At 71.6% G+C, this 26906-nt stretch carries 1 protein-coding gene; it reads left to right on the forward strand.

Translation table 11 applies throughout. The features are described from left to right. Nucleotides 1–921: 921 nt before the first annotated feature. Nucleotides 922–26877 (forward strand): toxin glutamine deamidase domain-containing protein, encoded by a 25956-nt coding sequence (locus LCE31_RS01005; protein WP_225012012.1) that lies wholly within the window; start codon nucleotides 922–924, stop codon nucleotides 26875–26877. Nucleotides 26878–26906: the final 29 nt, after the last annotated feature.

Here is a 26906-nt window from a genome sequence, read left to right on the forward strand (position 1 = left end):
CAGGCCAACGCGGTCAGGGGCAGTGAGGACCAGCCGCAGTGGGCTGTGCGGCGGGCCGCGTTGGCGGGGGCAGAGGCGTACTTCGCCAAGCAGCGGGCGGAAAGCGGCCTCCACGCACTTGGTATGCGTCCGGAACAGGTCCGGGACGCCCTGGCCGCCGCTTCCGGCCAAGCGGGGGAGCAGGGTCTCGAGCCGGCGCCGACGACCGAGCCCGAGGGCCGGGAAGTGGCCGCGCAGAGCGCCGCCCCACAGCTCGCTGACCCGCAACTCGCCCCGCCGGCAGGGGCTGGAGCCGAGCAGACGGAAGCCCCGCCCGTACAGGCGCCGGCCTCTCGCGCCGAAGGGGCCGCGCAGAGCGCCGCCCCACAGCTCGCCCCGCCGGCGCCGCGAGCAGGGACTGGTGCTGGGGCGGGGGCCGAGCAGACGGAAGCCCCGCCCGTACAGGCGCCGGCCCCCAGCACCGAAGAGGCCGCTCAGTCCGTGGTGAGGCAGGCACCCGAGCGGGACGCCGAGGTGGCGGGGCCGACCGCCGAGACCGCGACCGTCGCGGGCCCCTCTGGTTCCGGCGCCCACGAGGAGCTCCGGCCGGGCACGGCGTACTCGTCGCCTGTGGCCGGGCCGCCGATGAACCACGCCGAGGCGTCCCAGCAGCCCACCGGACACCTCGCCGCCCAGGAGCACGAGCCGCATACGGACTTCCCGCCCGACACACTGCGGGAGTTCAGGGAAGGCGATTACGCGTCGGGCTGGCTGGTGCGCCCGTCCGACCATGAGCAGGCGGCTCTGGAGCGAGTGGCACCGCGGAACGCGGACGGCACGTATGAGCGGTTCCCCGATCCGAGGTCCCGTTTCACCTTCGCCCTGGCAGCACCGATCCGGACACGCAACCGCCTCGTTCCGCGGAACAGGTTTGCCACCGACATGGGGTCGGCGGATTGGGTCCAGCGTGTCAACGGACAGCCTCCCCGGCCCGGTGGGCGCCGTTCAGATGCCCGCCTGGCGAACTGTGTGGAGGTTTCCCGCAGTGTCATCGCGACCTGGCACGGTCGGCCCACGGTAGCCGCCGCTCTGCGGAGTCCGCATGACCAGGAGAGCAGGAGCAGTGGGAACTCCCGGACGGCGCAGTGGCTGAACGCCCGGTGGCGGACGCACAGCGCGGGCGCCGAACGGGCCTGGCAGTCCGTGACAGACCGCTTGAAGGCATCTGGTCACGGCTCTTCCGCTGTCGTCGCCTTCCTGCTGCTGAACGGAAATCCCCACCACGTCACCGCGGTCAACCACGAGGGTCGCGTCTCCTGGATCGACGGCCAGTTCGGGCGGGTCAGCGATCAGCCGCTCTACGACGGCTCTCTTTTCATGTCGATCGAGCTGGACCCCGATCTCCGGCAGATCGACCCGCCACCGGACTTGAGGCAATTGGCCTTCCCGTCCGCGGAGCAGTCCGCCCAGGGCCCGCACACCGCACCGCCGATGACGGCGGGACGCCAGGTGCCGCCGGAACCGCTGGCGGCGCCCGCCGCGGCCCGGGGGCCCCAGGTCGGGTCTTCGCCGGAGGACACTGAGTTCGTCGGCCCCCGGCTCCGCATTCCCGAGGAGGCAGAACAGCCCGCCGGCGCCCGCACCGGGGCGGGCCGGCACTCCGCGCCCGGCACCGGCCGGCTTGCCGGCGACGGGCACGGCACACCGGACGCCTTCAGGACCGATCCCAGCGACGTCGCGGCACACGGCGATTCCCGGACACCCCGATCCGACACCGATCGGCTCCCGGGCGAGGACCTCTTCGCGCCTTCCGAGGCCCCCGCCGCGTCCGCGTTCTCCGGGGACCCCGTGGCTTCCGCCCCCGAGGCGTGCCGACCGGTCGGTGAAAGCGAGACCCGGACCGATCACTCAGGGACAGGACCGGCCGACGCCATCGAGCCCGCCGGCCCCGCCCCCGTCCACGAGGAGCCCGAGCCGGAGGAGGTGCGTCAGGGGCCGCGCTGGGACCCGGAGCTGGTGCGGCGGGTGAACACGGTGTTGCGCGAGCTGGTGCCCGGCCACGGTGAGGTGAGTGTCGAGGAAGTGGCCCGCCGGCACGACGAGTTGTCTCCTGGGAGGCAGAACCGGATCGTCCACGACAAGGGCGAGATCATCGCCCATCTGGTCGCGGGCAAGGAGCCCCCGACGGGTACCGGCTGGGGGTACGGGAGGGAGAAGGAGTACCTCCATGTCATGCATATCGCCGGTGAGGACGTCTCCGAGGTCAGGGGGGTGGCATTGGCCTACGGACCTGATCCGGACTCGGCTCTCATCGTGGTCGAGGAAAAGGGCGTGTACCGGGGGCCGCATGGCGAGTTCTACTGGCGGCGCGAGGACGCGTTGTCGGCGCTGGGCCATCCCTCCGATACCGAGGTCGACGACGAGGACATTCCGGGCTTCAAGGTCAAGGTGGCCGTTCCCGAGCCCATCTTCGGGGTGTCCCGGGTCCATGAGGGAGAGGAGGACCGTGCCGAGAGCGAAGAGCTGTACTCGCTCGAAAAAGATCTTGAGCGCGCTTTCGAGGGCATCACCGACGAGCCGGGAAGCGGACCGAGCCGACCCCTGGCGGACATCCTGCCGCCCGGATGGCGCCTGACGGAGCTGGGCGGGGCCACGACGATCGGCCCGCGGCCGATCGGAGCACCGTCCGGCTCCCACGACCAGCACAACATCGGCGTGCCGTTGGCCGTCACACACCCCTTCCTGAAGTACATCCACGAACACACCTGGCGTGACGAGCGGGTCGGTTTCCACACCCGTGCGCACCTCGGTGACGCCTTGGCGTTCGCCGACGAGGGCGCGGCCCGCTTCATCGCCCGCACCGTCCTCGGGTACGTCAACGCGGAAGTCGTGGCGGATGCCCGCCGCCTTGTCGGCACTCCGGACCCCGCCGTACAGCAACTCCGGGGCCACTACGCGCTCATGTATCTGCTGGCTGCCATGGCCGTCAACACGCAAGTAGGCGATGATTCGGACAAGCGGTACATCGCTGTACTGCCCAGGCATGATCCGTCGGAGTTGTTCGGCGCCCTGCCCCAACGAGCACAGGCGTTTACGGCTCTCGACGCCGACAATTTCCTCGCCGAGTTCGACGCGCGGATACGCGGCAGGATTCCGGACTTGCTGGAACGGTACGAGGCGGTTCAGGGTCGGCAGCCGAGTCCGGGTGCCGAGGCATTCCCTCTGGGGTTCGAGCTGTTCAATACGGAGTTCAGCGTCGAGGACCTGCTGCGCACAGGCCTGGGGACCGGTGGCCGCGAGGTCACCATGGAAGACATCACCACCAGCAACACCGTGCCTGGCCTCGATGACACCAATGGGACCGTCGAACTGGTCGTTCAGGAAGTCCGCTACTACAAGCAGGAGTTCGTGACCGCCGCCGTCTCCTACCAGCACCAGAAGGAGATCACCCAGGTCGCGAGGGACCTCTTCCCGGCAGCTGGTCGCCTCCTGCGTCCGGCCCCCGAGGACATCGAGAGAGTCGGACAGGATTACGGCTCGCTGCGGCGCAGTCACCCAGGACGCCCGTCCAGGGTCCCGGGCGGTACGGCCGATCGCGCTGCCCGGCGCGGCGGGGAACCGATGGGGCCGGACAGTGTGCAGCAGGTGGTGGCCGCACAGAAGGCGAAGGGCATCGCCGGGCCGGTGGACGCGGTGCCCGCCGTGCCGCGGTGGCGGACGGGGGCGCCGGGCGGTGTTCCGCGGGCCGTGCTGAGCGGTGTGGAGGAGTTGGGCGGTGCGCGCTGGTGGGCGGCGCGGAACGCGGCGGTGCCGGTACGGGTGGAGCACCAGTGGACGAATCCCTTCGCCCTGAGCCGGGACGCGTCGGGCGGGCTGTCGCCGACGACGGTGCACGCGGCGTTCGACAGGCGGCAGTTCTCGGTGGACGGTGAGGCGTTCACGGACCTTGAGGTGCGTACGGCGTTCTCCAACGCCGAAGCGTTCCCGCCCGCGGATGTCACCCGTTTGTGGCAGCGGATGGGCGAGGGGATCGAGGAGAGGTTCAACGCGCCCGGTCATCAGCTGCCGAGCGGGGAACAGCGGCCGGACGGCTCCCGGTTGCACGTGACCCCGGTCCGGGTGGCATATACGGAGGACACGGACGCGCACTGGGTGCCGGGGGTGTTCGAACCCGACCCGCAGAGTGGGCCCGCGTCGCACGACTGGCTGCCGCTCCACCTCGTCGGACGCAACGCCGAGGACGAGGCCGTGGACCTGGTTCCCGGCCTCGGCGCGCACGAGTTCGGGCACCAGCTCGGCATGCCGGACGAGTCCCGGCGGCAGGGGGACGCGGACGACGGGCCGCTGCTGCATGTCGACGGCAGCCTCATGGGCGACTTCACCCGGCCCGTCGATCCGGCGGACTTGGCCGCGGAGAAGGAGGAGGCCAAGGGGGGCGGCGGGCAACAGCTGGCCGGCGGAGGTCTGTCCCAGGGCGGCCTGAGGGATCGACACCTGCTCCGTCTGGCGTCGATCATCGACGCGTTCCCGGACTCGGCCGCCTCCGCCTCCGTCACCTCCACCGTCCGGCGGCCGCGGGTCGGCGGCGACCCCATGGCGCCCGACTCGGCCCAGTGGCAGCCGAGCGCGGTGCGGCAGGCCGCGCCTCGGTCCGTCCAGGCCGCTTCGGAGCCGAAGGCCAGGGCGCTCTTCCCCGACCTGTACTTCGGGGACGAGCAGAACCGGGCGGAATGGCTCAGGGCCGCGACGCGGTACGAGCGGGCCGTCGGCCGGGCGATGGCATCCAACCCCGAGTCGCTGGAGGCGGCGCAGGCCGTCCTGCGACGGCTCATGGACCGCGTCCCCCACATGGCCGGGGGCGGCTCCTGGGAACGGCTCTTCTTCTCCCCGCTGGATCAGCGAGAGCCTGATGACCTGGTTACCCATTTGGCGATCTTGCTCGGGGCGGGGGAGGGCGACCCCAGCCTGTCCGCGGTGATGGACGCGGTGCGTGAGGGCGCGGAAGTCTATGCTGCGCTGGGTAATCTGCCGGAAGCGGCTTCCGTTGATGCGGCGCTGACCGGGCGACTGGTGGAGCTGGGGTACCCGATCACTGCCGAGCGCGCGGATGAGAAGACGGCGCTGATCGGCCAAGTCGAGACGCTGATGCGAGTCCATCAGGACCTCGGTGTCGGGGAGTCACCGGAGGCGGTTGGCTACCTGGACAGCTTCAGCCTTCTGTCCTTCCGAAACGCCGTACTGGCGTGGATTCTGCAGAAGGACGACACGCCGGCGCTGGGGCAACTGCTGGGGGCTGCGCAGCGGGGCGGAGCGGTGGACACCGACGACGCGGCGCCGCCGCGATGGATGGAGCCGGATCTCCGCGCGGTCAACGGGGTGGAGGCCGACGCGTCGCAGCTTTATGGCCTGGTGCCCCTTCTGCTTGACCCCGTGCGTCAGGCAGAGAGCTCGGGGGGAGCTGTCCCGGATGCTCTGACACAGACGCCTCACGAGATCAGGTACGCGGCTCGGTGGACCGCGAATCTGCTCGATCCGGAAAACACCGGTGGGTCGGACGCCCAGGCTCTGAGGACGGGCTTCGCGCAGCGCGGTGTGGGCTTCGTAATCAACGACGAGTCTCATGAGGACTGGCTGCGACTCCGATTGGCCTTTGCCCGATGGATGCGGCAGCACCGCAGGGGCTTCCAGGTTCCGTCGGACGCCCACCTGACTGCCCTGTACCTGCTGGGTCGTGAGGACGCGGCGCTGATGGCGAGCGTCACACCCGCCGCGGGTGCGAAGAACCGGGTGAGGCAAGTGATCTTGGACCAGTTGTCAGGACGGGGTCGGGGGAGTGCCTCCAAGTCGTTCTCACTCGTCCTGCTGCGTGAGCCGGCCGTGCGCGAGCTGATCAGGGACCCGGGACTGCGCACAGACGAGCGCCTGTCCGATGTGGCCGACAAGCTGGCCACGGACGACCTGGTGACGGAACTGACCCAGCACGTGGAGATGGCGCAGCAGGCGCTGTTGTTGAACCTGCCCGAGGTCGAAGAGCCGGTACTGTGGGGGGAAACGGCGCCTGGGCCTCTCGACTCGCATCCCGCTACCGTGGGAGTCGGCAGAACGCTCAGCCGGCCGGCGCTGTTCCAGGCGGTCTCCGGCGGCGCTACGGCGGTCGCTGACGCGTTCCGGGCAGCCGACCGCTACGGCGGGCACCCAGTGGTCTACCGTCTGGACAAGCCGGTGGATGCCCGCAACATCGAGCCGTTCGGCAGACTCCCCCGCGGTCAGGTGGTGTTTCCACGCGCCACGACGTTCCATGAAGGAGCTCCCCAACTCCTTCGGGACGTGGCATCGGGCCGCGTGTACGTCCTCGTTCCCGTCACACAGGTCGAACAGGACACGGGGCCGGCGTGGAACCAGCCGGTCATCACCCGGCGGGTCAGCAGCGCGGGTGTCGAGTTCGGCCTCGCCTCCCACAGCGGTCCGGACTGGCAGGGTCGTAAGGCGTTCTACCAAGCGCTGCCCCACGTCACCCGCTACGTCCGCACACCGAAGGACGGGAAGCGTGAGCAGGAATTGCCCACTCCTCCCGTCAGAGTGGGGGCCGACGCCAACGGCAGGCCACGGACCGTTGTATGGATGTCCCATGGCGCACCGAAACGGGTGGAGACGTACACCCCGTACGGGGTTGCGTTCGAAAGCGGTACCGGTGTGGGGCGCCGTGGTGACCAGGCAGCCCGGAGGCTCGGTCTCGACCCGTCCACCACGAGCCAGCTGCTGGTGGTCTGCCACGCAGCCCACGGTGGTGCCGGCGCCCGGTCCGCTGCCCAGAAGGCGGCCGACCGGCGCGCGGGAGGTTCTGTCGTTGCAGCCAACGTCCTAGTTGTCATGAGGACGCACAAAGCCTCGCGGCAACGGTCCTTGGAATTGGCCGGCGAGAAGGGTGGCCCGGACCCCGACTGGTACAGACTCACGGGCGAGGCGGCCGCCACAGTCACCCAGGAACGGGCCCAGCTGCCCTTCGCGGGCCAGGAGTCGGGGCGCCACCTGTGGTACGCGACCCCCCGCTGGGAAACCGTCGCCCTGAGTCACGAGCAGAGCATCGGGGCGGCCCTCGGCGACGATGACGAACGGATCGACTTCGCGGTCCGGTTGGCCGACGCGCTGATCGACAGCGGTTATCCGGTGGACGTTCCGGACATCACCACGCTCGCGAACGTGATGGCCGCGATCGAGACCACGGTCCATGCCGTCGACGGGGAACGGAGGGTCCGTCTGGCCGAGGACGACGACAAGCGGGAGGACTATCTGACCGTGCGCGGCATGCTCGTCCGCGCGGGATCGTACAGCAGTGTGAAACCGTTGTTCGACGCGCAGCGGGCGGCGGTGTTCGACAAGCAGGATGCCAACACGGCCCGGGACGACCACCGGCCGCTGCTGGCGGCGATCATCGGCTGGCGGCTGTCCACCGGCACCGGCACCCTCACCGAGATCCTCAACGACTACGCCGTGAACGTCGCCCAGGACGACGACCGGGGCATCGACGTCGACGGCCTGCGCGACGCCCTGCTGGGCGACGCCGTGGACGTCTACGACTGGGTGCGTACGGCGTTCTCACCGTTCACGGGAGATCACGAGGCGCTCACCGGTATCTACGACGAGGCATGGCTGCCGCCGCACCACCAGATGTACTCGCCGGGATTCACCGCGGAGACGACCGACGGTATCGAGGTGCCGGAGGGGCTGGTCACGGCCGTACGGGCCCTGGCACCGGCCGTGAATCTGCCGCCGGTCCCCGAGGAGGAGGCGGAGGAGGTGGGGGCGTTGAGCTGGGCGCCGCGGCACGCGGCGCTGCGGGCGTGGGCGCAGACGCACTCGGGTACGCCGCTGGACCGCCTGCTGCCCGCCCATCTGACCGCTCTGTACCTGGCGACCCACGAGCTGGATTACCGCCTGTTGCGCACCCTCGGCGCGGACCTTGCAGGCCACGGGACAGCCGCTGCGAGCGACGCCGATCTCGGCAAGAAACTGTCCGCAGTGGTCGCGGGCCTGGTGGACACCGGCTCGCAGGACTTCCCGCTCCTCCTGACGGACAAGCCGGCCTTCCACGAACTCACCCTTCACCCCGCGCTGCGGGAGCCGGCGCACCCCCAGCACCAGGATGTCCGGCAACGCCTGATCCGCATGACCGAGACGATGGCCCGCGACGTGCGCTCGCAGGCCGGGGTTCATCGGGGCATGCTCGCCGAGGCACTGGCCAAGCTGCCGGCGCTGCCCGAGGGGCAGTCGGTGTATGTCGGCTTCTACTGGGACTCGCCCACGAATGGCCAACCTCCCCTCAGGCCCCACCTGATGACGATCCCGGCGTTCCAGATGGCGGTGCGCAGTCTTCCGGACGCGCTGAGCGGACTGGCCGCCTCCTACCCCGGCCGTCATCGTGTCGTGGTCCGCGTCCACGGGTCCGGCGCCCGCGACGTCGCGTTCGCCGCCGGCCGTCCGGAGCAGGGCCAGGCACTCTTCCCGTCGGACACCGAGGTCGCGGTCACGACCTACGGCCTGATGCGGGACGTGGGCACCGGCGAGCCCTACGAGTACCTGGAGGCACGGCCGTCCCGGCAGGGTGTCCTTCCCCGGGAGGAGGCCCTGCGGCTGGAGGTGAGTTCGGAGCTGGCGAAGCTGGGACGGTCCGACCTGTCCCTGCCGGCGCTGGAGGAGCTGCGGCGGGTCGACCACGCCCGGCCGGAGGGCCTGCGGAACGCACGCGAGATCGCCGACCGGCTCGTCCGGAACGACCACGCGCGCCGCGCGGCCGTCGCCGCCCAGGAGCCGACCCCCGGACGGGGCCTGCGCGGCGGGACATACCAGGCGGGCGAGCCGTCGCGGGCGGCACGCACCGAGAGCGAGGAAGGCGCCGACGTGACGGCGTCGGTGTTCCCCGACCGGGAGGAGGTCCGTGTTCCCGAGCCGGTCGCCGGAGCCGAGTTGAGCGATGCGGACGCCGAGATCCTGCTGGCCGACGTCAACGCGGAGCTGGCCAGGAACCATCTGCCCACGGGCGCGTTCAGCGCCGGGGAACTCAAGGAGGGCTACCCGTACCTCCGTGCCCGGCAGGGGCTTAAGAACGCGACGTTCAGGATGCTGGCCCAGCAGATCGTGCTGGACCACATCGCGGACCAGATCGGGGAGAACGTCGCGCGCCGCGCGTCCGCCCGCTCGGACGTCTCGCCGGCGAGTGCGCTTCACACCGGCGCCTCCTCTCCCACGCCGAAGGCCAAGGCGCTGTTTCCGTCGCTGTACTTCGGGGATCGTGAGAACCGGACCAAGTGGCTGGAGACCGCGAGGGGGTACGAACAGGCGCTCGGCCGGGTGCTGGAGGCCGATCCCATGTGGCTGCGGGCCGCACGGGCCACACTGGCACGGCTCGCCGAGAAGGTCGAGGAACATGTCGGGAAGGGCAACCACGCACCGTTCTTCTTTCCCCGGCCCGGCCAGGGCAGTCGGCCGGCGCATCCGCAGGCGGCGCTTGACGCGCTGCTTGATCCCGGAGCGCAGCCGGCTCCCGCTCTGTCGTCGGTGATGGAGGCGGTGGCGCGGGGGGCGACGCTCTACGCCGGTTGGCAGGGCCTGCTGCAGCCGAGGGATGAGGACCCTGCGCTGACCGAGCGGCTGGTGGAGCTGGGGTATCCGATCGCCCCCGAGGACCAGGACGCCAAGGCGGCAATAACTGGCCTGGTCGAGACCCTGCTGCTGGTGCATCAGGAGATCGGTGTCCGCGTCGCTCCCAGCAGGTACACAGTGCCCTTCGACGGCAACGCACTGAATTTCCGGAACGCAGTGCTGGCGTGGGTGCTGGCGGACGACGACGCGCCCGCGTTGGGGCAGTTGCTCGGCGCGGCGCAGCGGGCGGGCGTGGTGGACGTCGATCACGCGGTTCCGCCTCGCTGGATGGAGCCGGATCTGCGTACGGCCGACTCGGTGGAGGCCGACGCGTCTCAGCTGTACGGCCTGGTGCCGTTCCTGTTCGATCCTCAACACCAGATGTGGCAGGGGCCACTGGCAGGTGACAAGGCGCTCGCATACGCGTTGTCGCGGTTCCCGCACGAGGTGCGTTACGAGGAGTGGGCGCGGGACCTGCTGTCCCCGGGCGGAGACCGGGGAGCCGGCATCGAGGGTCTCGCGGAGGACCTCATGGGCGCGGGCGACTTCGTGCCCCTCTCCGGCCGGAGCGACGCCTCCTGGCGCCGTCGGGAGGCATTCGCGCGGTGGAGGCGTGAGAACCGCCGCCACACCAACACCGTGAAGCCCGGATACCTGATCGCGATGTTCCTGCTCGGGGGGGCCGATGCCGCCCTGATGGCCCCGGCCGTCGTCGCGGGCGGCCGGGACGCATTGCGCGACCTGATCCAGTCCCTGCTGGAGAGACTGCGACCGGCACGTGAACACGGAGTGATGCCTGCCACTCTGCCCCTCCTCCTGCTTCGCGCGCCAGAAGTAAGGAAGTTGGTGCACCAGTCCTGGAAATGGACGCAGGAAAGTGCACGGGCCGTGGCCGACACTGTTGCCACAGACGCTTTGCTGGCAGAGATCGCCCAGCATGCGGAGATGGCGCGGCGGGCGGTGATCGCGGGCCTGCCCGAGTACGAGGCACCGGTGCTGTGGGGGGTCGCGGAATCGGGGGATGCGCCCCGCACCGGTGGGAATGTGCAGTTGCCTACGCTGTTCCAGGCAACCACCAAGTCCGGCTCCGCGGTGCGCGACGCCTTCCGGAATGTCGAACGGTCCGGCGGGCGTCCCGTCGTCTACCAGGTGGAGAGGCCGGTTGGCGCCTACGCGTTCGCGGCGTTCGCCCGTAACCCGCACGACCAGGTGGTCTTCCCCGACGCGTCGCGCTACATCGAGATCTCACGCGAGGTCGTTTACGACGCGGCGGTCGGCCGCCCGTACCAGCTGGTCACCCTGGAGCCAGCCGAGCCCGAGGAGGCCCTGGTCTGGCGGCGGCAGACACCCACCAGGGAGATCCGCACAGCAAGGGGCGTCCTCTACGGCGAGGCCGCCATCAGCGGCGACGTCTGGCTCCAGTATCAGGACTTCTACCGGACCATGCCCGAGACGCCGGAGTATGTCGTCAGAAGGATGGACCCCTCGGCCCCTGCCGGCGTCCTGCCGACTCCCGTCGCCACCGGCTTCGACACCGCCGGAGCCCCCCGCTTCGTCGTCTGGACCTCCCACGGCAACGTCGGCACTTACGCGACTTCGACTCGTGAGGGCATCAAGGTCACCAGCGGCCTGTCGGCTGCCCGCAGTGGCGACCGGTTGATTCAGCGGCTCGGCCTCGACCGCGCCACGCCCCGGATGATGATGGTGTGTTGGGCCGCGAACGACGCCCCGGGCGTCACCTCTGTCGGCGAGCAGGTTGCGACTCTGCAGCGTACGGAGAGCAGCGTCATCGCCGGCACCCTCCCGGTCGGCAAGGTCATGCTCGGATCGCCGTGGAGGGACGCGGTCGCGCTGTACGAGCAGGACTCCGGGCCTGCCCCGGAGTGGAAGACGTTCACCTGGGAGCCGTCGCGAGCGGCTCAGGAGCGCACGGGCACGCCGGGACGCCTGGCCGACCAGGAAGCGGCCAGCCGCCAGTGGTACGCGGCGCCCGGGTGGAAGCAGGCGGCCCTCAGACACGAGGCGGCGATCGGATCCGCTCTCAGCCGCCGCTCCGAACTGCTTGACTTCGCCCACCGGTTCGCCCAGCAGCTCGCGGGCTCAGGTGCGTACAACGTCGTCCTGCCTGCCGTCAGCAGGTCGGTGGCCGACGTGATGAACGGGATATACCGGGCGGTCATCCGTGTTCGAGGGACCCGGCAGCATTCCATCGCATACGCCGCCAGTGTCCAGAACGACCTGGCTGTCACCCGTGGTCTGTTCCTGCGCGTCGGTAGTTACGAAAGTCTGAAGCCGTTGTTCGATGCGCACGAGGCAGTCGGGGCCCCCGGCGGGCACATGCGGTTGCTCAAAGCGGTGATCGGCTGGCGGCTGGCGACATCGGCACGAACACTGGCCGAGATCCTCGATGACTACGTGCGGAACGTCGCGTTCCACCGGCGGGACGTCAACGCCGACGAGCTCGAGGAAGCCCTGCTGGCCGGCGCCACGTTCATGTACGACTGGGTGGACAAGGAACTGTCGCCCTTCACGGGCAGCCAGGACGAGCGGAGGCGGAGGTACGGCAACGACTGGCTGCCACCTCATCACTTGGTGCGCTTTGCGCGCATCGGGGAAGACGCGACCGGAGGCATCGCGGTCCCCGAGGGGTTGGATGTGGCCGTCCGAACCCTCGCCCCGGCCGGGGCCCTGCCGCCCGTTCCCGGGTCGCTGGCCTCCCACGTCGGCACAAGTACCTGGGCCGCACGGCACGCGGCGCTGCGGGAATGGGCCGGGCTGCACCCCGAGGAGTCACTGGACGGCCTGCTCCCCAATCACCTGACCGCGCTGTTCCTGGCGACCCACGCGCCGGACCACGCCCTGCTGCACGCCAACCTCGACGACCCCGGAGCGGGCGGGAGCGACAGCGAACTGGCCGAGGAACTCAGCGACACGGTTCAGCAGGCGCTAACCGACGACTCCCACGACTTCTCTCTCATGCTGTCCGCCGACAGAGGGTTCGCGCGGCTTGCACGCACGCTCACGAGCACGGACCCCGACAGTGACGCGCACTCCGCTGCCCGGGCCGAGCTGACGCGGTGGTGCATCGAGCGGGTGTCGTCGCTGAGGCCCTACCTCCGCAGGGTCCAGGGCATGCTCGGCGAGGCGCTGGCGGTCCTGCCGCCGCTGCCCTCGGACCAGCCGGTGTACGTCGCCTTCTGGACGCCCGCGCAGCGGGGACAGGGATTCCACGTGCCCGACGTGCTGAGCCTGCCGAGGTTCCAGCTGGCGTACCGCAGCGCGGAGGACGCGCTGGCCACCATGGAGCCCGCTCCCGGCGAGGGATGGCGCCGGGCGCTGGTGGCGGTCAAGGGCTCGGCCGCGCGTGACGTGTCCTTCGCCGCGGGCGATCCGTCGTTGCGGCGGGCCCTGCTGCCGGGGCGCGCCGATCTTGCCCTCGACCTGCGGAAGACGGCGTACGACGAGGACGGCGAGCCCTACCTTTCGCTCGTGGCCGGCACGCCTCGGTCCGAGACGGTCGTCCCCGAGCCAGTCCTCTCGCAGCAGTCCATCGCCACGGCTGCCCCCTCGCTCGCCGCTCCGCGACAGGCGATGGCCGCGAGCGGCCTCAAGGGCGGCGCGCCGCGTTCCGAACGCAGGGCCGGCTCCCGGGGAGGACCGTCGTCACTGGGCACGCCGTCGCCGTCCGGGCAGCGGTCCGATTCCCGCAGGCCCTCCCCGAGCACGCAGCTCGCGGCCGAACAGCGGCCCAGCTCCAGGCGGTTGTCCCCGAACGTGGCCCCGGCGGCCGAGCAGCGGCCGAGTTCGAGTGGACTGTCCCCGGCGGACGCCGCACGCCGGCCGCGGAGCGGCTCGGCACAGTCGGGCTCCACGCACCGCCGCAGGAGTTCGAGTGTGCGTAGCGCCCTGGAGGCGCTGGGGCTGAGGCGGGCTCCCGTCGCCCCGGAGGAGGACTTCGCCGGGTTCCTGGTGCGCACGCTCGCGCAGATGGGGGCCTCCGCCGCGGGCGTGGGCCGGCAGGTCGCGGTGGAGCCGGAGGGATGGCTTGGCCGGGCCCGCCGGGAGGTTCCCGCGGTGGCCGAGGTTCCCGACGCCACGGCGGTACGGGAGGGGCTCGTGCGCCTGCTCGGCGCGTCCGACGGGGTGTCCGACGCGGTGACGGACCAGGGCATGGGAGACGTGTTCCGGGCCGCGCTCGACGGCTCGGCCCTGCGGATCGCCGGCCGGCGGGTCACGATCGAGGTGGCGGGCATCGCCCCGCCCACCGGGGGCCCGATGGAGTCGACCGGCGAACGGGCCCGCGGCGGTCGGGTCACCTCGGTGTCACAGGAGTCCAGCGACCGGGCGGACCGTACGGCGGTGGACCCGCTGTCGCTGGTGAAGGTGCCGGTGCACCCGGGTGTGACGCTGTCGGCGGGCCTCGCGGGCGACACCCGGGAGCACGGGGTGACCGCCCGCAGCAGCGTCCACGAGGCGGTGTCCGCCTCGGAGTCGGGCGTGGCGGCGGACATCAGCTCCCACGAAGTGACGTTCGAGATGTCCGTGGGCGAGCGCGGGGCCCGGGTGACGGACCGGGTGACGGTGCCGATGGAGCTGTCCTGGCCGAGGCCAAGGACCGGCACCGGTTCCCACGCGGATGTCGCCCTCGGCTATCCGCGGCTGCCCGCCGGAGCGGGGGCCCAGGCACGCGCCGACGTGTTCCGGTCCGCCCAGCGCGTCGTGGAGAAGCTGCGGTACGCGTTCTTCCACGGTCTGAGGGATCTTCCCGGGACGGTGACCGCCGTCGCCGGGGCGTTCGCCACGGAGGAGGACAGGAACGCGTTCGATCAGTGGGTGGCGGGGCTGCGCCAGCCCCAGGTGCACGAGGCGCGCGGAATGCTCAGGGAGCCGGCTCGGGCCACGTTCCGGTTCAAGGGCGGTCAGAGGCAGGAGGTCGTGGTGGCGCTGGCGCCGCCGGGGAGCGCGGTTCCGGGAGACGCCGCACTGCACGGTGAGTTCGCCGACCGGAGCGAGCGCAGCGTGACGTACACGCGCACGGACGAGGCGTCCGAGACGGTCCGCAGTGGTCACCGGCACAGTCTGGGCGGCACGGTGGGAGCGGAGACGGGCGATCCGCTGACGAACCTCGCGCTGCCCGGCATCTCGGTGGAACTGAGCGGCGAGCGGTATACCAAGGAGGTCGACGAGGCGGTTCTCACGTACCGCACGGAGCTGTCCGAGACCTACCACGGGGAGTTCGACCACTACGAGGCGCCGCTGGCCTACGTGGTGTCGGTCGCGGGGGCCTCGAAACGGCTGGAGGGCGGCGCCACGCTGTGGCTCAGCTCCTCCCCCTCGACGCTCGCCAGCCCCGGAGAACTGCCCGCCGGCCTGGACATGGCCACGATCCCCGACCACACCAACGCGCGCCACGAACTGCTCAAGGAAGTGGCGGACGACATCAGCGCCGAGGCCGTCAAGGCCACGGGCCTGCTGTCCGCGAGGGGAGCGACCGCAGAGGCCCGCATCGCCAAGGAACTGGCGGACTTCCTGCGGGCCGAGCGGAACGCGGCGGCGCTGGTGGACGGCGACGAAGGGGTGATGTTCACTCCGTCCGCCGGCGGCACCCACCTCTACCTGCGCGCCACCGTGGACCGCGACAACGGCCGGTACGCCGGTCCGGCCGACGACCTCCTTCTGGGCATGGGAACGGCCACCGGGGCCGCCCGCCACACCGGCCGCGGCCACGGCCGCTCCGCCAGCGCCGAGGTGACCTTCGACGGGCTGCCCGGACCGCTGGAGACCTCGGCCGCGATGCGGCTGTCGATGGATGCCGCGCACCACGACGAGATCGCCGTCGAGGTCGAGCAGGAACGGGCGTGGCAGGGGAACACGGTCCCGCACCGCGTCGTCTACCCGTTCACGGTCCAGGTGCGGGCAGGGGACTCCTCGCGCGGCGACGACTGGCAGGAACTCCGGAGCGATCCGGCCCTGCCGCACCGGGTGCGCATCGTCGTGCCGGGACTGTCCGACAGCGCCGAGCACTTCACCGAGGACATCGCCTCGACCACCGTGGAGACCGACTGGCGGCCCGCGAGCCCCGACGACCTGGTCCGCGAGGGTGTCGCGCTGCCCGCGTCGGCGGACGTGGAGGTGATGAAACCGGTCGGGGCCCTGCGGTCGACCGCCGCGGCCCTGCTGGACGAGCTGCCAGAGGCCGGCGGCTGGCGGAACACGATGCTCCGGATAGCGGCCTACGGGCTGCTGGGGGAGCGGCCGGGGACACTGGGCGAGGATCGCGAGGGACTGCCGGGGCCCATGGCACTCGGCCTGTGGGCGCGTCGGGATGTCCGCCGGGCCCGGTTCGTGGCGACGACGAACCCCCGCGCCGGGACCGACTGGCTGTCGCTGGAGAGCCACAACGAGGGCGGTCCGCTCGGCGGCCGGGACGTGTACGGGCGCGTGAGCATCAGTGAATTCCTGCGCCTTCCCCGCATCGTCGGCCGGCAGGAGGGCCGGACCTTCCGCGTCACCGAGATCACCACCACCAAGCTGCCCTCCTCGGACGAGCGGTCCAAGGGCGTCGAGGTGCGCGCGAAGACCGGGTACACGGCCGAGGCCGGGCACTTCTCGGCGGCCCTCACGGCCAAGGCGCGGGCGGGTTTCAGCCACGAGCACAAGGACTCCTCCGACGGCTCGGTGCGGACCCGGACCGAGACGACGTTCACCGACCGCGCCTACCGCGTCGTGTTCGACACGGCCCGGGTCCTGCAGGCCGGGGCCGACCGGGCATGGACGGGCCCGGCGACCGGTGAGCACGGGAAGACGAGCGCCCCGCATGCCAGAGTCAGGCACGTTCCCGACGCGGTCGTGGTCTGGGTCCCGGCCAGTGAACTCCCGTCGCTGGGCGCCCTGCCGGACGAGCAGGTGGCCAAACTGCACCCCGACGACCAGGACCGCTACCACCGCGCGAGGGAAGCCGCCCGTGCCGCGAGCGGCCTTACCCGTCCGGGGCTGCGCAGGGCCCCCACCCTGCCGCTGTGGCAGCCGCCGGCCGACATCGGGCACGGCATCGGCACGCCCGGCCTGCACCGTCCGGCCGGCCTGACCGCCCTGGTCGAGGCCCTGAAGGGAGCGCTGGCGGCCTGGCGCGCGAAGCACGTGCAGGGCCCCGCGCAGGGCCCGCGGAAGCGGCTGTTCATCGACATGGCCCAACAGCTCGAACGGCAGATCTTCGAGCAGGCGGAGTCGGGCGGCCTGCCGCGCCTGCTCAACCAGGCGCTCAACGGCGGGTTGCCGTTGTCCACGCAGGCGCAGAAGGGGGACCAGGGCGTCACCTGGGAGCAGTTGGCCCTGGTGAAACTCACCCTGGGCCCTGGAACGCACGACTACACACTGGACGACTACGCGACGAGGACGACGCACGCGACGACCACGCAGACGCGCTCCGCGACGACGAACACGCTCCGTGCGGGCGTGTCGGCGGACGTGGCGCCCGCCGTGTCCGGCCTGGGCACGGCCGGCGACTTCGTCGCGGAGCAGCTGGCGGGGGAGGTGCCGTTCGACCCCACGGCGGCCGGGACGGTCTCCCGCACCCGCGGGCCGGTGCGTGAGCAGGGCGGCCAGGAGACCATCACCGTGGATCAGTCCGGCGGCGCCCACCGTTTCGTGCACCCGGTGACCTTGGAGGTCCAGCTGCACACCTGGGCCCACCGGGGGGTCCGCGGCAAGGCCGCCCAGGCACTCGGCCAGTCCACGGCCGAGTCCAGCACCTGGACCTCCGAGCCGCGCGAGCTGGCCGAAGACCTGCGCCTGACGGTGCACATGGGCGAATACCACGCGGCGGCGGGCTCCGATCCCATCGCCGAGCAGTCGGTGTCGCTGCGCGAGCAGTGGAGCCAGGGCGCCACCCGGGGGTTCCCCAGGGACGCCCTGGTCCTCGTACTGCCCTTCCAGGCACCGCGGTTGCACGACTACGTCGGTGGTCTGCTGCTGGACGCCGACCCCGCGCACGCCGGCCGGCCGCTGATCAGCGCCCGCCGTGCCGAGCCGCTGATGCACCAGACCAACGCCGTCCTCCTCGCCCACGCCTTCGTGCTCGCCCTGGCCCGGGACGGACACCACATCACCCTGCACGGCAAGACGTTGAGCGGGGTCACCATCAAGGTGGACCTGTCGGACCTCCAGGTCTACGACACCAGCACCACCACCAAGGGCTCCGGCACGAGTTCCGCGTTCGACCACACCATCCGGCCGGGCGCCACGACCGAGGCGGACGGGAACCTGGCAGCCTTCTCCGGGGAGCCGGTCCTCCCGGGGCTGCTGCCCGAAGCGGTCACCGAGGGAATGGCCGCTCTCGCCGTCGGAGGCGAGCGCACCGGCCGCCGCCCGGGCGCCGCGACCGACAACCTCGGGCCCGGTCGGGCCGGCGGTGGCAAGCGGTCACCCGGGCTCTACCTGGTCCGCGCGACCGTTCCCACCGCCGCCGCCCCCGTCTACCGGCCCAAGGTGCCAGAGGCGAGCCGGAACCAGCCGCTGGCGAGCGCCGCGGACGGGCACGTGTGGCTGTACGCCAACGGCCCCGCGCTCAGCGCGATGGGTGTGACGCCTCCCGGTACAGGCCTCTGGGACACCGGCGCCGTCGTGGCGCACGACCTCTTCTCCGGGAGCGGGCGGTGGTTCGGGTCGGCCCTCCTCAACGGGACGGACTACGCGCGGCTGCGCGGCGCCCTGCCGAAGCTGCCGGAGTTCCAGCGCTACCACCAGTGGTCCACCGACCCCGCGGGCCGGCGGACCCCGGCGCTGCGCCCGATGCCCCGAAGCGAGGCGTGGCTGGTCGGACACGGCGACACGGTCTTCGACGGACCGCGGCTGAAGGCGTTCGCGAGCCGTGCCGCCCGGGAGGGGCTGAAGACGATGGCGGCCGCCGCCTGTGCCACGGCGGCGTCCCTGACCGCCACCACCCCGGTGCTGCAACAGGTCGCTGACGAGACGGGTATGACGATCCATCAGTTCGAGAGCGGTTTCGCTCTCGTTCCCGGCGGACCGGGCGGGAGCCGGACGGCGGTCCACGTCGCCGAGGACGCGCACGGCGGGCCCGCCTGGTACCGCACGTTCGTACCCGGCAGGACCGCCCCGGTACCCGCCGACGGCAGGAACGCGAAGGCCGAATCCGCCCCCGGGGACCTGCGCTACCCGGACCCGGAGTTCTGGCTCACGGCCGACCCGCCCGGCACGCCCCTCCGGCAGACGGCTCCCGACGACGACGCCCGCGAGGTGGCCGGTGCGGGCCCCGTCGCGCCCCCTCTCGTCGCGGTGTACGGGCAGTACGACGCCGAGAACGAGACCGCCGTCATCGAGGGAGAGCCGCTGGACGCCGAGGGCACGGCGGAGTGGATACGCGAGAACACCTCGTGGCAGGCCGGGGAGCCGGTCGCGCTGCTGATGCCGGAGGCGGCGACTCCACGGCCGGAGGACGACACGGTGTTCGCGGAGGAGGTCGCGGAACTCCTCGCCGCACCGGTCGTCGCACCCCGCGGCGCTGTCGAGGACGCCGCGTCCTGGGCCGCCTTCCCCCCGGCCGACGGGACGCGGGCGACGGAGCAGGACCGTACACAGGACCAGGACCAGGACCGTACACAGGACCAGGACCAGGGCCAGGGCCAAGAGCCGGCGCCGGAGCCGTCACCGCACGAGGCGCCCTGGTACATCGAGCGCGGGGCCCTCGGCACGGCGACCGTGGCCGCGGTCCACCCCTGGGCGGACGAAACCCGGCCCGGCCTGGCGGCAGAGCAGGCCGCTCGCGCGACGCTCCTTCCTTCGGACGGGCCGGCCCTGCGCGCCGGCGTCCGGGAAGCGCTCGGAGAACTGCTCGCCACCGACTCCAAGGAGGCCTGGCAGCGGCTGCTCAACCGGGGCAGGACCCTGGTGCTTGACGGGAGACTGGTGTGGCTGCGCCCCGTGCTCACCGCCGTCGTACCGGCCCGGCAGCCCGAGGAGGGCGATGTCCAGGTCTACGGGACCGGATACGCCACCACGACCACGAGCCTCCAACGGGAGCACGAGGTGGAGAAGGGCGTCGACGCGGCCATGCTGGCCGTGCTCTCCATCGCCTCGTCGGCCGCCGGCGCCTTCCTTCCGGTCGTGCCGAGGCTGACCGCGAGCGTCGCCAATACCAGGTCGTCCGGCTGGAAGCGCACTGTCGTCTTCGGCCGCAAGCTCGATGTGAAGAAGCACACCCGCTTCGACGGCGGGGTGCGGGTGCTGGTGTTCGTCGACGGAGTGGAAAGGGCCGGCGCCCCGTCGTTCCCCGGCCGCCTGGCGCTCGACATGCCCCGCGACATCGCGAGCGCGGACGCGCCGCGCCCGGATTCGGCCACGGCGTTCACCGGCGGCACCGGCACCCGCAGGCGCCGGCCCAGCGCGGCCCGCGAGGTGCTCGACGCCATCAACCTGATCCCCGTCGCCGCCGCGCTGCAACGGCGGCTGCTCGGCGCCCGCCTGCCGGCCCCGGCCGTCCGGGCCGTCATGGAGCACGTACTCGACCTCCTCAACGAGCAGGCGGTACTCGACCGCAGCCGTCTCTTCGGCGGCAACGGCATCGTCTCCGAGAAGGTGTCGGTCCGGGCGGGACGCAACGCCGCCGGGCTGCCGCAGTCGTTCGAAGGCCACTTCGTCGTCAGCGGGTCGATCGAGCGGCTCCAGTACCTGGGCGATCTCAAGGCGAAGATCCGCGAGGACTCGGGCAGCACCCTGAGCATCGGACAGGGCCGGCACAGCACGAGCAAGGCGACGATCGGCGTGGGCTTCGACGTGACCGGGCTGCGCGCCCCGGGGAGCGGCTCCACGGCCACCGGACGCGCCCCCCTGCTCACCGTGGCCCTCGGCGGCGGGCGCGACATCGGCCACCGGATCACCGAGCAGTCCGGTCACCAGACGGTGCTGAAGCAGAAGGGCCTGCTGAGCCGCTACCTGGCGGGCCAGCAGGTCACCGTGGAGATCCGCTCCACCACCCACACTGTCGCCCCCGTGCGGGAGGAGGTCGACAGCGAGGTCGCCGTACCGCGCTCGGACGCGGCCGGCCTGGAGCGGCGGCTGCTCGGCGGGGTCCGTACTCCGGTGCTGCGCGCGGCCGTCCCCGCCGACGACGGGCCGGTGAGCGCACAGCCGCACGTACGGGCCCTGCTGCGGGAGGCCGCGCTTCCCCTGCCCGCCTCCGCGTACCGGCGGCCCGCTCTCCTGGACGCCCCGCTGCCAAAGCCGCACGCCAGGGAGCCGCTGGCGCTGGCCGCACGGCGCGGGCAGGGCTTCGGCACGCAGATCGCGCTGCCCGGCGCGGAACTCGTGCACGACCAGTTGCGCGCCAAGCTCGTGGAACTGGACCGGGCGCGTACGCGTACCGCGAGCCGCGGCACCGACTGGTCGCAGGCCGACCTGGACCTCGCCAACTGGTACGGCCGAGCCGCTCTGGAGACCGATCTGCCGGGGCTGATGTACGGCGTCGACCACACGGTCACCGTCGGCGGCCGGGACTACCAGCTCTTCGCACGGGTCCATGTGCGCGAGCGGATCGGAGGCGACCCCGAGAGCTACCCGATGTCCGTCGACGTGCGGGGCCAGCAGGGCGCCCAGGTGTCCGGCCACCGCGGTGGAAAGTGGGAGCTGAAGACCGGCGCGGGCGCCTCGGTCCAGCGCTCGTTCGCGGGCATGGTCCGCATGCAGCTCCTCTCGCTGCGCGGCGCGGGAGGTTACGAGCAGGCCCACAGCCACGACCTGGGCGGCACGGTGAAGTCCGGCTGGCGGGCCAAGACCCAGGGGGATGTCGACGAGCACGTCTACAACGTCGTCTACGAACTCGCCGTGCGGCCGTCCGGCGGTCGCGCACAACGGTGGTGGATCAACAGGCCCGACCCCTCTCCCGGGGAAGCCTGGTGGGTCCCGCGGCCTGACGACACCGTAGCCCGCGTCGTCGTACCGCACGAGTACGTGCCGGCTCAGCCGCCCGACCGGGAGACCGTCCAACTGGCGGGCAGCGCCGAGGAACTCCTCTTCTGGCCGGACGACGACTTCGTCGACTTCGGTGCGGGCAAGACCGCGGGGGTGGTTCCCGCCTTCTCCGTCGCGCCCGAACTCCCGCGGATGGCGGCCGAGATGTACCAGCGGGCGAACGGCCTGCCCGCGCGATGGGCGGACGACCGCTTCAACTGGCCCAGCGCGATCGTGGACGTCGGCAGGCCCTCCGTGCTCGCCGAACATTTCGCCCCCGAGACCGGTACCGGCCGTCAGATCAGCCTGCCGGACGGCAAGGACGGCAGGAAACAGGCCATCCGGCTGCGGCTGCGCGGCTACCGGCCGCGCCTCCTCGAACCCGTCGAGGCCGCCGAGATCGAGTACAACGTCCAGGGCGGTGTGGACCACAAGCGCAGCCGGGAACACGGGTGGAGCGCCGGTCCGGAGGTGGCGGCAGGACCACTGGCCCACATCGGAGAGGGACTGCTCACCAGGTCGGCCGGCGACCACGAGCAGACAGGGACCGAAGAGGCCGAGCACCGCGACAAGCCCTTCGCGAGCTTCGGAGCGCACGTCCACGCCAAGGCCGAATGGCGGTGGGGGCGGCAGAGGGCGCTGGAACAGGCCGGGGTCTTCATCTCCCGGGCCGTGTACAACGGCACCCAGTACGGTTTCCGCCTGGACCCCGTGTTCGAGGTGAGCCTCGTGCGCTGGAAGGGCAGAAGCAGCACGTCGGCCAGTCGCTACCTCCGCGTCCGGGACGCGCTCGACACACTCGTGCCCGAGAGGCTGGTCCACGACCTCGGACTGTCGGCCCCGGCAGGACTCGCACCGCTTCAGACGCCGTCGCGGCACCGGCCGCGCCACGTCCACCCCGCCCTCCTGCCCGGAACCGGCTATCCGGAGCTTCTGGACGGCGGCGACGACGTGCTGGACGGGATCAAGGCGGTGCTGCGCTCCGGCGGAGTCCTGCGGACCGAGAAGGAGCAGGGTGCCGAGCGGCTGAACCTGCTGCTGGACGAACTGGGGAAGTCCTTCGACGACGGGGCGCTGCGCGCCCAGTACGCGCTGCTGCTGAGCGACGCCGGAGTGGTGCGCTGGCTGCCGCTGCCGTGGCCGTTCGGCGCCACCAGGTACCTCGGCGTCAGGGTCACCGCACAGGTCGCGCCGCACACCGCCGACCGCCCGCGTCCGGAGGTGGACCTGACCCTGCGGGCCCAGGGACAGGACGTGCTGTCCCTCAGGAAGTCCCGCACGACCCGTTACGCCGTGGGTGCCGAGGGCCACGTCCAGGGCGGCAGGGACACCGGTCTCGGCGGACTGGAGGGCGGCGTCGGCTACCAGCGGGCCGTCGAGCGCTGGGACGAGGAGGCCGGGAAACACCAGAAGATCTTCCGCGTCAACCCCAAGACATCGCACGAGTTCGAGTATCCGTTGTCCTTCACCGTCCAGGTCGCCCTCAGCACCGAACTGCCCGCGTTGCTCGCCGTCCCGGTGGAGACCGGGAAGTCCCTCGTGCTGCACGGCGCCGACGTGCTGGGACGCGGCAGGGCGGCGGCCGAGGTGTGGTACGGGGCGCGGCCGTTCGCCTGGTCGAGGGAGACGCGCGAGGCCGGTTCCGTCCGGGTCCTCGTACCGGCTCACCTGGTCCAGGACGGACCGGCCCCCGTCGTCGCGCCGGTCTTGGGCACGGACCCCGCCTGGCATTCCTCCCCGGTGGAGCCGGACCTCTCCTCCCCGGACCGCGAGACGCCGCCCAGCGGTCCGCGCGAGGTGCTGGCGCAGGCGCTGCACCCCTTCGCCGTCCCCGCGGCGGCGGCGGTGCACCGGTGGGCGGCGCTGGCCGCCGCGCCGTTCAAGCCGGCGGCCGACCTGTCGGCCCCGGACGCCTGGCGGATACCGGGCCTGGACTTCAGCACGGTGCGCGGCCTGCGCTACCAGAACTTCACCAGCGCCGCCATGCTGCTCCCCAACGTCCTCGAACTGCTGGCCCACGTCTACGAGGTGCCGGTGGGACGTGACGACATGATCACCCGCGGCACGGGCAGCGGCAGGCTTCGGGCGGGCGACCGCACCGCCCGCGTGGGCATGAACATCCGCAGGGCGGAGGTGATCGGACCGAGGGACGGCGCCGTGTTCAAGGCGCGGCGGCACGCCCAGCTGGACGAGGAGACCGCGAGCGCGGTCAAGAACAGCGGCGGCTTCGTCCTCGACCTCGGCCCGCAGGCCGCGGGCGGCGAGCCAGGGGAGGAAGCCTTCCTCGTCATGCTGCCGGCCGAGGTCTCGACCGACGACTCCACCGAGTTCGAAGGCCGCAGGGACGGCATCGAGACCGACAACCGGATCGAGACCCGCCGCTTCCGCTACTACAGCTTCGACGTGGAACTGCAGTTCCGGGGCCCGCGCGGCATCCTGCGGGTGCAGGCGCCGGGCGGCCTGTACGGCATGCTCCCGCTGGAGAAGGAGCCCGACGCGAGCGGTGCCTACCGGGTGGCCGACGACCTGGAGGAGCGCCTGCCGGACGTCTTCGGGCCGGCGACGGCCACGGCCCCTGCTTCCGGGGAGGTGCTGACGCCGGAGCAGCCGACGTCATCCGGGACATCCTCCGAGGTGTCCGACGCGTCCGAGGCGTCGGCCCGGGACTCCAGGGCGCTGACGCCGGACCAGTTGCGGGCGGCGGTGCGACGGGTGTCCGCGGCGGTCGCTCCGGCCGACGGCGCGCTCCAGCAGGACTGCGTGCCGCGGTTGGCCGCGTTCCGGGACGCGTTGTTCCCTCGGGGCGTCCGGACGGCCGGTGCGGCGGACGACTCGGCCGCGGGGCTCGCGGCGGTACGCGCGGGGCTGGTGCAGGGCCCGGGCTGGCGACGTGTGCCGTCGTGGGAGCCGGTGCGGGCAGCGGTGCGGGAAGCCCGGCCGGGCGCGGTCGCCCTGGTGCTGGCCCTGCGCCAGGGCGAGGCTCTCGGGCACGCTTTCGGCCTCTATCACCTGCCGGGGCCGGACGGCGGCCCGGCGTGGGTCGACCTCCAGGCGCGCGCCGGAAGCGAGTTGCGGCCCTCGCCGGCGGTGCCGGCCAACGACGCCTACGCCATCGTGATCGACGCGTCCGGCCGCGTCCTGCCGGAGGCGCTAGCGGAGTTCCAGGAGTCGTGGTCCGACGCCCATGCCGTGCTCGACGCGCCGCTCGTCCACGAATATGGTGCGCTCGGTTTCGAGATCGAGGACGAGCACATCATCGAATTCCCGCCGGATGGGCCGGAAGGTGAGATAAGGGGGGTTCTTGCCAGGGGGCCAGGGATTGCTGTGGTGCTCGACGGTCGCACATTCTGGCCGCACCCCGATGCCGGTCGGTTCTACACGCAGGAGCAAATCGCCCGGATGCCGGAATTCCCGCGCTCCGTCCAGCCGGTGCGGAAGTTGATCTCAGAGGTCGTTTCGGTTCCGATGGGGGCCCTGCCGGACGAGAAGCGGCCCTCCGCCCGGGAAATCCTTGAGCGGCAGGCATGGGTGCGAAGCCGCCTGGGTGTCACAGACGAACAGGGCATTCCCCTACCGCTCGCGGAGCTGCTGGGCGGCAGGGAAGGGTGGACCGTCACACCACTCGGACAGCGGGCCCTGGTTCACCCGAGCACGGCGGGACCGAGTCACCCTGCCTACACTCAGTGGACCCTGGGCGTACCCACGGCCGGTCTGCGCGCTGCCCTCGATGCGGTGACACAGCGCAAGGACCAGCACCGGGCGGTCCCTGTGCCGGTCCCTCTGAAGGTGCGGCTCCTCCGCTGGGCGCGACGTGAGGCGCGGCAGATCACGGCGGAGTTCGTCAGAGACCTGCTGGGCTGGGAGGCTGCGCCGAACCCGGCACTGCCGTTTGTTCTCGCGCTGCCGGACATCGACGAAGTCATGGGGTATCACTGGCTGCTCTTCTATCACGTAGCCGCTGTTGAGGCACAGCGTGTGCTGGATTACCAGGGATTGATAAAAAATCTGCTCCTGGCTCCTTCCCGGTACGGGTTCGGTGTCATCCACCAGGCTCTCCGAGACCGTACCCGTGCGTTCATGGACAGGTATCACGACCGGATCGTGCGTTACTTCACGGATGCTCTGCGGCGCCACCTGGAGGAGTGGCGGATCAATCTCAACATGCCCCCGATCGACTACGCGGACCTTATGCAAGTGAGCGCAGAATATGTGGATTTCGCGCTGAACCCCGCGGAGTCGGGCACGTCGGCCGACTATCTGAGCACGGGGCTGCGTGGTCGTGCGGCGAGCGGCACTGTCGTCAGCCAATGGGAGACGGTGGGCATGGCGGACTTTCCAGAATTGGACAGCCACGACGGTATCGATCTTGTTCTGCTCGAATTCCGGAATTGGACCAAGGACGGCAGGAACCGTCGCCCGTCCGGCGAGAACAACCTGCTCGGCAATGACGACCTCGCCAAGGTGGCCACGGACCTGTCGGGGCTTGCCCGGGAGGTCTTCACGCGGGTCCGAGGAGACGGGGGAGAACCTCGCACGGACAGCGATCTGCAGGCCGCAGTCCGGCAGATCGTCACCCACCCCGTGGTCGCGGGATTCGCGCCGTTCCTGTCGATGGCCGCCGAAATGCCGCTGCCGCACACCGGCGGCGGCGCGGACGTGCCGCTGAGCTCCTACCAAGCGAGTTCGGTGGCCACGGTCCTCGGACACTTCGCCCTCGGGAAGCCGCCCACCCAGGTCGGTCTTGAGCGTATTCACCGTCTTGTGAAGGCCGTGGGTTCCAGAGTCCGGGTGAGCGACCACCCGCACGCCCTGACCGGCGAGCTGCGCCGCAAGGCCCTCGCGGCCGTGGAGTCCGCCGAGGCGGTGCTGCCCCTGCTCCGGGCGCCCGTCCCGCAGGAGCAGCCGGTGGTCCCCAGCTCCGCGCGGTTGCTCTCGGTCCAGCCGTCGTCGAGTGAGACGTTCACGTTCGACGGCCCGGACGGCATGACCGCCGAGGAGCTGGACCGGTTGCAGCGGGCGCTGCGCAGCCAGGACCCGGAAGTCGTGGCGGACGGGGAGGGCTACGCCGGACGGCTCGGAACCCAGGTGGCCGAGGTCATCAAGTCCCGCTGGACCGCCGAGGGCCGGAGGCCCGCCGACGTCCGGCTGGAACTCCACATGGAGAGCGCCGAGCACATGGCCGCGGCGATGGTCCTCTCGCGCGTGGTCGCCAATGCGCTGCGCCATCGTGTCCACGTGACGGTCGACCGGATGAGCCCGATCGAGATCTGCCCGACGGAGGCCACCGGCGCGTAGCGCCTTTCGTCTGGATCAGGTCGGATCAC

This window comes from Streptomyces sp. 8L, assembly GCF_020176795.1.
In the GTDB taxonomy this organism is placed as follows: domain Bacteria; phylum Actinomycetota; class Actinomycetes; order Streptomycetales; family Streptomycetaceae; genus Streptomyces.